We start from the raw sequence: 9,478 nt of genomic DNA, 5'->3' as shown, positions 1-9,478 counted from the left end.
GAAACAGCTTCTCGACGACTTCGATGCGATCGTTCTGTGCACGGGCGCCACAAAACCGCGCGACCTGCCGATTGAAGGGCGTCAACTCAAGGGCGTCCACTTCGCGATGGAATTTCTTACCGCGAACACACGCTGTCTGCTCGACGGTCATCGCAACGGGAATTTCATCTCCGCAGCCGGCAAGGATGTGGTCGTGATCGGCGGCGGCGATACGGGCACAGACTGCGTCGGCACGGCCATGCGCCACGGCTGTAAAACATTGCTGCAGGTCGAGATTCTGCCGAAACCTCCGGCGGATCGCGCGAAGGACAATCCCTGGCCGGAGTGGCCAAAAGTTTACCGGCTCGATTACGGACAGGAAGAAGCGGCCGCGAAGTTTGGCGCCGATCCACGCATCTACCTTTCAACTGCGACGAAGTTCGAAGGAGACGAACATGGCCAGGTGAAGGCCGTGCACCTCGTCAACGTGGAATGGGAGCGGAACGACAAAGGCCAGTTCATCCCGAAGAACGTGGCGGGCACCGAAAGAGTGGTAGCCACGCAACTCGTTCTATTGGCCATGGGATTCCTCGGCCCGGAACAGCCGTTGCTCGATGCCCTCGCTGTCGAACGCGACCCCCGCACCAACATCAAGGCGGACCACGGCAAGTATCAGACGAGCATCCCGAAGGTGTTTGCCGCGGGCGATTGTCGTCGCGGCCAGAGCCTTGTTGTGTGGGCCTTCAACGAAGGGCGCGGCGCGGCGCGCGAATGCGACCGTTTTCTGATGGGATACACCAATCTACCCTGAAGGACGACGGCGGGCCGGATTATTCCATTCTCCTTTAGCCGGGCTACAATCCGGTGATGTAACTCTTCAACTGTTCGATGGTCGCGTCCTGGGCGGAGATGGTCCAGTTGACGAGGTCTCCGATAGAAACGACACCGACGATCTTTTGATCTTCGAGGATCGGCAGATGCCGGACACGATGGGTTGTCATCAACCTCATGCACTCCTCCACACTATGACCGGGTGTGGCGGAAACGATCGGACTTGAAACGATTTCGCACACCTTCGCATCGCGCGACGTCTTCCCCTTAAGAGCCACCTTGCGCGTGTAATCACGTTCGGACACAACTCCCAGAAGCTGGTCACCGGACATTACCAGCAACGCGCCTACGTTCTTGTCCGCCATGAGACCGATGGCTTCAAATACCGTCGCGTCTGGCCGGATGGAATACACCTGGCGGCCCTTTTGATTCAGTATTGTGCCGACCGTGCCGGTGATGCTCACTCTGGGACGCCTCCTTTCCAGTCAACTCTGCGCGAATCAACAATGGAACGGACGCATGAGCGGCCCAGGCATGGAAGAAGCCTGTCAAAACCTGTCATTGCAGCCCCGCGCAAGTGCCGCGGCAAGTCCGGCTCGCTGAAGCCGGCTCTCGCCAAAATCTGAAGCTGCCCCGTCGCGTGGCGCATCGAGCACGCCCTCCGTTGATTTCGGTTGTTTCGACTGTTCATGAAACGTTCAGTGCTGGGTCCGGCCTGAACTTCCCGGTTATACCCATTGCATGGCTGATTTGAAAACCACAAATTTCAACGGCATTGGAGACAGGTGAATCCTCCATCGCCTCCCATTTGAGTTATTCCGCCACCAACCTGGCGCCCCTCGAAATCCCGGCGCCGCCTCCCGCTCCTTGAACGGCCCGGGCAGAAATCCTGTCGAAACATCATGGCTTCGATGCGACTTGAGAGGAATTGACCGGAAGGACATGAAACAGCCGTTTGTTTACGAGATTAACACCCGTTGCTGGATGCGCAGTCTCTCCGCACGACTCGGCAGCGACATCCCGCTCGGCGCTGTGCCCGACTCTGAATTCGAACGGTTGAAACGCCTTGGTTTCACACATATCTGGCTCATGGGCGTCTGGCCGACCGGCCCGCGCAGCCGAGCCGTCGCACTTGCGGACACGGAACTTCGCTCCGAGCTCGCCAACCTGCTGCCTGACTGGAAGGAAGAAGATATCGCCGGATCGCCTTTCGCGGTCGCCGATTATGCAGTGTCGCCCGAGCTTGGCGGCGAACGGGAGCTGAAGAAATTCCACAAGAAACTCCATGCTTGCGGCATGCGGCTGCTGCTCGATTTCGTGCCGAACCATTTCGGTCTGGACCACCCGTGGGTGGTCGAAAGGCCTGAACTGTTTGTTCAAGCCCCGGCCCGGGCTCCGGAAACATTTTATTGCAAATCCGAAGCCGGCGGCTGCTGGCTTGCACACGGAAAAGATCCGAACTTTGCCGCGTGGGCAGACACCGTTCAACTCGATGTCCGCCGGTCCGATACGCGCGCTTGCCTGATCGAAACGCTGAAATCGGTCGCGGCCCGGTGTGACGGCGTGCGCTGCGACATGTCCATGCTGTTGTTGAATGACGTCTTTACCAGAACATGGGAGCATTTCCCCTGTCCCGAGTCTGAAATCGAGCGTGAGTTCTGGGCAGACGCGATTTCGGCTGTCAAAAAGACGCAACCGGAATTCTTGTTCCTCGGGGAGGTCTATTGGGACCTTGAAGCGCGATTGCAGTCCCTCGGTTTCGATTACACGTACGACAAACGTCTCTACGATTACCTTGTCTATCGTGACCTCGCTGGCGTCCACCGGCATCTGCTTGGCGTCGCGCCCGGATTCGTTGGCCGCAACGCGCACTTTCTGGAAAACCACGATGAACCCCGCGCCGCCTCGATCCTCGCGCTGCCGGAGCATCGCGCGGCCGCGCTGTTGAGTTTCGGCCTACCCGGTTTGCGCCTTGCGCATGAAGGGCAGTTGACCGGCGCGCGGATCAAAACGTCGGTCCAGCTCAGCCGCCGGCCGTGCGAACCGCGCCAGCCACAGGTTGAGGCCTTCTACGAACGGCTCCTCGCCTCGCTGGAATCCAGTGCCGTTGGACGAGGCAAATTCGAGATTCTCAGACCGCATCTCGCCTGGCCGGACAATCCCACCGACCGCAATTTCGTCGTGGTTCAATGGCAATCACAACCCGGCTCCTTTGACCTTGTGGTCGTGAATCTGGCTCCGCATCGCAGTCAATGTTTTGTTTCGCTTACTGTCGAAGGGCTGGCGCAACGCGACTGGCAAATGAAGGATCTGCTGGGCGAAGAGGAACATCAACGTTACGGAGACGACCTGCAAAATCAGGGGCTGTATCTGGACCTGCCGGATCACGGCGCGCAAATTTTTCATTTCACTCCGCTCTAACGCGTCACAACGCGCGCACTCTCCAGAAGCTGGTCATGTTGGTCGGTAGCGGCAGAGTCACCGTTTGCGGATCGTTGGTCAGTGTAACGGAGGAAACGAGCGTCCAATTGGTCGAACTCAATGAAGCGGTTTGCTGGACTTCGTGAACACTCCCGACGGTGCCACTGACGCTTAGAAGCAAATTCGTCGTCCCGTTCACCATCGTTAAAAAAGGGGCGCGCGGTGCGGTGGAACCGACATCGTCGGTGAAGTCCGGGATTCCGTTGGCATTCGAGTCGTTCGCGTCGTCAATGGAAAGAACCCACGTGTAATAGTCTGGATCAGTCGTGTCCGGGTCGCCGTCGTCAAAATCCACAAAGCCGTAGTAGTTGGTTTTGAGGGTGAGATCCCTCAGAAAAGAATCAATGTCGTTGCTGATTCTGTATGTCTGCGACACCGTGTTCGTCCAGACTGCGTGCTGGAGGTCCAGTTTGTCGAACCGGTTGGTTGGAGACTTGATGAATTCAATTGGTCCGGTGAGCTGGCTGGAGGGATCCCCGGTCTGTGTCAGGTTGACGGAGCCGGTGACGCGATTCGCGCCAGGCGTGTAACTCAGCGGCCCGGTGTATTCAATCAACTCAAAATTGTGTGTGAAATCACCCAAGAGCCCGACCATGCTGCTTGTCAACCTCAGTACACAGGTTCCATCTTTGGAGCCTGCGTCCCTGCCCCATGTCGCCCTGACCGTGCCGCTGTCAACAGCCGAACTGTAAATGCCGCTGCTGACCGCGGTGACCGGCTGGCTCACCTCGAAAAAATCATCAAATCCGTTGCCGTTGGCATCGACGAACGCAGGCGTGTCGAGATCGATTTCGCCTTCCTCGACAAGTTCTCCGGTGTCCGGGTCGCTGATGCGGAAGCCACTGAAATGGCTCGGCGTAGTGAACGACGGCGCCAGTTCCCCGTTGGGAGTGTCGAGGCTGATCGTGCTCAAGTCCAGGGCGGAGAGTCCAAACATGTCCTGCCCTCGCTGAAACCGCAGCGACAGGCAGTAAATCCTCGTCTGGGCCGTTTCGGCCGCATAAGGATTGATGAAAACACATAACCAGACGCCCGAGCCAACGGCCAGAATCCTTTTCATGCGACGATTGAGTTGAACCACCCACGAACTGTGAACTTCAGCGGATTCTTCATAGACTTCCCGGAGGAAATAATCAATTCAAAAAAAATCGGGACACAACCACGTTTGAACGGTTTTTTCAGACAGCATCGTAACAAACGAACTGGCCCACAACGCCATTGCCGGGCTGCCAGCCGGTGTTTTAATCTCGTCGCAATGACCATTCCGAAATTCATTGCGCCCGTGCCTTCATTCCTCTGCGCTTTCGGCTTTCTTCTGCTTCTCTCCTTTTCTCGGCTCGCCTGCTTCGCAGACACCTATCCCGAAAAAGACTGGAAAATCCTCTCGCCTCATGACGCCGGCTTGTCACCCGAAAAGCTGGATGCTTTGCGCGATCTCGTCGGCGGTCGTGGTTGCGTTGTCCGCCACGGCTTCATGGTTTATTCGTGGGGCGACCAGTCCAAAAGCGGTGACGTGGCGTCGGCCATGAAACCCATCATCAGCACGCTGCTCCTGATCGCTGTGCAGGAAGGGAGAATCAAAAGCGTGGACGGACTGGTTGCCGACTTCGAGCCGCGCCTGAAGACGATTAACAACGGCAAAGATGCCGGCATCACCTGGCGGCATTTAGCTTCGCAAACCTCCGGCTACGGCCTCGTTGAGCCAGCGGGCGAGTCTTGGTCTTACAATGATTTCGCTCTCGCGCTCTACTACGACACGCTCACCCGAAAAGTGTTCAGGACAAATGGGACCGAAGTTCTGCGCACGCGCATCGCCGGGCCTCTCCAGTTTGAAGATCACTTCACATTCGAAGCGTTCGGCCCGAACGACCGGCCGGGTCGACTTGCACTTTCTGTGCGCGATTTCGCCCGGTTCGGCCTGCTTTACCTGCGCGGTGGCAAATGGAAAGACCATCAACTCCTCAAACCGGAATTGATTCGCATCGCCACTACCAGCCCTGTCCCGATCGGTACTCCTCCGACCAGTGGAAAGGAAGCCCGCATGTTGCCGCATCAACGATCCATTGGCGGGGGAAAAAACATCACACCCATCGGCCCCGGATATTACAGCTTTAACTGGTGGCTCAATCGGACGAACAAGTCCGGTCAGCGATTGTTCGTGGACGCGCCGACCGACACCTGCGTCGCCAGCGGCCACGGTGGAATGCGAATGCTTTGGGTCATTCCCAGCCTCGATCTTATCGTCTCCTGGAACGACTCGGTAATCGACGATCACGATGCAAGTCCCGGCAATCCGAATAGCCGATGCAACCAGGCGGCGCGGCTGATGGTCGAAGCTGTGCAGGGTCGTGCCGAGGGCTCGATTGCCCCCGACACCGTCAGCGTGCCTTCGGGATCTCAAGCGAAAACGATCCTTGGCATAGCCGGCACGCACTTCACACTGAACGGCCGGCCAACTTTTCTCCATGGCATCAGCTATTACGGAGCGCTGGGCGCGCGGGGGGGCTTCATTCGCCGCGACCTCGACGACATGCAAAAATCCGAATTCAACTGGATCCGAGTGTGGGCCAACTGGCGGGCTTTCGGCGCAGACGCCGCGGCGGTCGATGCCGGGGGCAATGCAATTCCCGCCGGACTTGAGAAGTTGAAATGGCTCATCAATGAATGTGATCGCCGGGGCATGGTCGCGAATGTTACCTTCACGCGCGGTGGTGGCGACGACGGCCCGCCGCGCTTGCCAACTTTGAAGGAACATTGTCGCGCTGTGGAAACCGTTATCACCGCCCTGAAGCCGTGGCGCAACTGGTATCTCGACCTCAGCAACGAGCGAAACATCCGGGACGCACGCTTTACGAGCATCGACGACTTGAAGCAATTGCGCGAGCTGGCCCGCCGACTTGATCCTGCTCTCCTCGTCACGGCCTCTCACGGCGGTGACATTAGCCGGGATGAACTCGGCGACTATCTGCGGACTGCGCGCGTGGATTTCGTTTCGCCGCACCGGCCGCGCGATGCGCAATCGCCATCGCAGACCGAAGCAAAGACGCGCGAATACCTGGACTGGATGAGGGACCTCGGCCGGGTTGTTCCCGTTCACTATCAGGAACCGTTTCGCCGCGGCTACGCCAAATGGAATCCGAAAGCAGAGGATTTCGTGGCCGATCTGCGTGGAGCCATCGCCGGCGGCGCTGCCGGCTGGTGCTTCCACAATGGCAGCGACCACACCACGCCGGATGGCCGACCACGTCGTTCCTTCGATTTGCGGGAGAACTGTCTTTTCGATCAGCTCGACCCGGAGGAGCGCAATGCCATCGGATTATTAAAACCACACCTGAAGAGCGGCGCCGACGTGCATTGACCCTGTTAATTGCCCGAAGTTTTACCTACTGCAATGAAATCAAACGCGCGATTCTTCACGGTTTTTGTCACTGCGCCCGATCAAGGCACCGCCCGAGAACTTTCAAGAGCGGCCCTAAAATCCGATCTCATTGCCTGCGCCAATCTGGTTCCAAAAATCGAATCGCACTACTGGTGGCTGGGCAAAATCGAGTCGAGCAGCGAAGTGTTGATCATTTTCAAAACAACCAAGACGAAAATCAAGGCGTTGGAAAAGCTTGTAGTCGCCAAACATCCTTACGACACGCCGGAGTTTATTGTGCTGCCCATCATGGGAGGCAACAAGCGCTACCTCGACTGGATCGCTTCAAGCGTCAATCGCAACCGGTAGAGCAATTTCCTGACGCGCCGTTGCGCACTGTGGACGACCCGGTTCGACGAATTCGGAAACGCGACTGGACTTTTTGGTGAATTCCATTTTCCCTCTCCACACCACCATCGCGCATGGAACACTGGCTGCAGAACTATGATCCGCTCGGAAACACCCTCCTTTCCACAACCGTTGCCGCGCTTCCGGTCGTAGTGCTCCTGGGCGCCATCGCCCTTTTTCGCATCCGCATTCACTATTCGGCCCTGCTCGGACTCGCGGTCGCTTTGGCCGTCGCCCTGTTTGTTTATCACATGCCTGCAACGGCCGCCGGCGCCACGATGGTGTACGGCGCGGCGTACGGCCTGTTTCCCATCGGCTGGATCATCCTTAATCTTATTTTCCTCTATCAGCTCACGGTGAAGAAGGGATTGTTCGACGTGTTGAGAAACAGCCTCGGTTCGTTCGCCCCAGACCCGCGCATTCAAGTCATCCTGATCGCATTTTCATTCGGCGCATTCTTCGAGGGCGCGGCCGGCTTCGGAACGCCGGTCGCGGTCACGGCCGCGATTCTGATGCAACTCGGCTTCAAACCACTTCAAGCGTCCGGCCTTTCGCTTATTGCGAACACCGCGCCGGTGGCGTTCGGTGCGCTGGGCACGCCCGTCATCGCGTTGAGCGGTGTGACCGGTCTCGATCTGCAAAAGCTGTCGGCCATGGTCGGCCGGCAATTGCCGTTCTTCTCACTCGTCGTGCCGTTCTGGGTCGTCTGGGCTTTCGCCGGATTCCGCGGAATGCTTGGCGTCTGGCCCGCGGCCCTGACGGCCGGCGCGGCGTTCGCCATTCCGCAATTCCTGGTTTCCAACTTTCACGGTCCCTGGCTGGTGGACATCGTTGCCGCAATTTCGTCGATGGCTGCCGTCGGCGTGCTGCTGAGATTCTGGCAACCCGGGGACAAGTGGCGTTCCGCCGAACACAACGTCGGCTCCGTTGCTCCACATGTGACGAACCACAGTCGTGGTGAACTCGCCAGGGCGTGGACGCCGTGGGTGTTGCTCAGTCTGACAGTGTTCCTCTGGGGTGTGCCGCAGATAAAAAAATCCCTCAACCACCTCTCGGCGCCAAAGTTCGCGGTCGCTGGACTGCACAACGTGGTCATCCGCACACCGCCGGTCGCCCCGGCACCAGCGCCCGACAAACCGACAAGACCTGAGGAGGCGGAGTTCACGCTGAACTGGCTTTCGGCAACCGGCACGGGGATTCTGGTGTCCGCGATCATTGCCGGGTTCATAATGGGCTTCGGCGCAAAAGAAATCGCCCAAACCTATTGGAAAACACTCGCTCGTGTGCGCTTTTCCCTCATGACCATCGCCGCCATGCTGGCCCTGGGGTACGTGACACGATATTCCGGCAGCGATGCCACGCTGGGCCTTGCGCTCGCGAAGACGGGCAGCCTGTACCCGTTCTTCGGCACGTTGCTCGGCTGGCTGGGTGTCGCGCTGACCGGCTCCGACACTGCTTCAAACGTTTTGTTCGGCAGCCTTCAAACCATCACCGCGAAGCAGACGGGATTGAACCCGGTGTTAATGGCAGCGGCGAACAGTTCGGGCGGGGTCATGGGCAAGATGGTGGACGCGCAAAGTATCGTCGTCGCCAGCACTGCGACCAACTGGTATGGCCATGAGGACAAAATTCTGCGCTACGTTTTTTTTCACAGCCTTGCGCTGGCGTGCCTGGTGGGAATCCTGGTTTATCTCCAGGCATACGTGTTACCGTTCACCGGGATGGTGGCGAAATAAACCAAACCGATCGAACAGTCTCCTTTGGAATGTCAGCGTTTCGGAAAACGGAGCCTTGCGTGTGACTCCGCGGCGCCGGCGCGACTCACCCTGAACTCATGGGAGCGGATTTGAAGGAATCAATTCGCGAGGAAGGTTGCGTCGGGAGATTCCAAGCGGAGGTTTTCAGGAAGTTTCGTCGGCTCGAAACGGAGAATGACAGTGTGTGTCCCCGGGGCAAGTTGAGCACTGAAGTCGGAACGGGCGCCTGTCGGTTTCCCGTCAATCCAAATCGCCGCATCAGTTGCGTCGGAGAGTTTGAAACGGGTTTCGCCGGCGCCCGACACCTGGAATTTCGCGCCAAGGAAAATGCCGACCAGCCCGGCGTATTTGTTTTGCCGCATTGCGCCTTCGACGGCCTCGCGCGTCAGGCGGCCGTCCACCAGCGAGTAAACAGCCTGCCACTCGGCGCCGTTCAAATCGCCACCCGCGACCCTTTCGAGGCCGAACTGTTCAACTTCATGAGTCGCCGCACGCACCTTCCAGAACCTGGCCACGCCGCCTTTCGACGCGTCATAGGGACCGGGTTTGCCGAGTTCAGAAAGAAAGCGGAACAAATCGACGCGGTCCCGGGCCGGCAGATTGTCGATCAGACCGGACGGCATCAACGAACCGCCCATCGTCCGGCTTTTGATGTTGTTCTTGG

The 9,478-nt window shown here is 58.3% G+C and carries 8 protein-coding genes; 5 read left to right on the top strand and 3 right to left on the bottom strand.

Annotated elements, in window-relative coordinates:
- The coding region (locus tag VN887_01895) for an FAD-dependent oxidoreductase (protein HXT38754.1) at positions 1 to 790 on the top strand (790 nt) is incomplete at its 5' end.
- A gap of 43 nt (positions 791 to 833) precedes the next feature.
- On the opposite strand, the gene VN887_01890 is transcribed toward VN887_01895, so the two are convergent.
- A complete protein-coding gene (locus tag VN887_01890) occupies positions 834 to 1,274 on the bottom strand; it encodes a CBS domain-containing protein (protein ID HXT38753.1) in 441 nt (146 codons plus the stop codon).
- 478 nt (positions 1,275 to 1,752) lie between these two features.
- Between VN887_01890 and VN887_01885 the strand changes: the two genes are divergently transcribed.
- On the top strand, positions 1,753 to 3,231 hold the full coding sequence (locus VN887_01885) for an alpha-amylase family glycosyl hydrolase (protein HXT38752.1): 1,479 nt from the start codon (positions 1,753 to 1,755) through the stop codon (positions 3,229 to 3,231).
- 4 nt (positions 3,232 to 3,235) lie between these two features.
- On the opposite strand, the gene VN887_01880 is transcribed toward VN887_01885, so the two are convergent.
- On the bottom strand, positions 3,236 to 4,351 hold the full coding sequence (locus VN887_01880) for a hypothetical protein (GenBank protein ID HXT38751.1): 1,116 nt from the start codon (positions 4,349 to 4,351) through the stop codon (positions 3,236 to 3,238).
- Between the two features lie 195 nt (positions 4,352 to 4,546).
- Between VN887_01880 and VN887_01875 the strand changes: the two genes are divergently transcribed.
- The 3 genes from VN887_01875 (at position 4,547) to VN887_01865 (ending at position 8,793) form a co-directional block, all read left to right on the top strand.
- A complete protein-coding gene (locus tag VN887_01875; GenBank protein HXT38750.1) occupies positions 4,547 to 6,649 on the top strand; it encodes a serine hydrolase in 2,103 nt (700 codons plus the stop codon).
- A gap of 33 nt (positions 6,650 to 6,682) precedes the next feature.
- Entirely contained in the window at positions 6,683 to 7,018 is a 336-nt protein-coding gene (cutA, locus tag VN887_01870; GenBank protein ID HXT38749.1) for a divalent-cation tolerance protein CutA, read from the top strand.
- A gap of 113 nt (positions 7,019 to 7,131) precedes the next feature.
- Entirely contained in the window at positions 7,132 to 8,793 is a 1,662-nt protein-coding gene (locus VN887_01865) for an L-lactate permease (GenBank protein ID HXT38748.1), read from the top strand.
- Positions 8,794 to 8,912: 119 nt separating this feature from the next.
- Here the strand turns inward: VN887_01865 and VN887_01860 are convergent.
- Positions 8,913 to 9,478, bottom strand: a 566-nt coding sequence (locus VN887_01860; protein ID HXT38747.1) for a hypothetical protein, incomplete at its 5' end; no start/stop codon positions are given.

Source organism: Candidatus Angelobacter sp., from assembly GCA_035607015.1.
Lineage (GTDB): Bacteria > Verrucomicrobiota > Verrucomicrobiia > Limisphaerales > AV2 > AV2.
This window is presented reverse-complemented; position numbering and strand designations above follow the sequence as displayed.

Bases quoted from the DNA above. Each gene is read 5' to 3' on its own strand.
- VN887_01885 (HXT38752.1), top strand. From the start codon at position 1,753: ATGAAACAGCCGTTTGTTTACGAGATTAACACCCGTTGCTGGATGCGC.
- VN887_01865 (HXT38748.1), top strand. From the start codon at position 7,132: ATGGAACACTGGCTGCAGAACTATGATCCGCTCGGAAACACCCTCCTT.
- cutA (HXT38749.1), top strand. From the start codon at position 6,683: ATGAAATCAAACGCGCGATTCTTCACGGTTTTTGTCACTGCGCCCGAT.
- VN887_01880 (HXT38751.1), bottom strand. From the start codon at position 4,351: ATGAAAAGGATTCTGGCCGTTGGCTCGGGCGTCTGGTTATGTGTTTTC.
- VN887_01875 (HXT38750.1), top strand. From the start codon at position 4,547: ATGACCATTCCGAAATTCATTGCGCCCGTGCCTTCATTCCTCTGCGCT.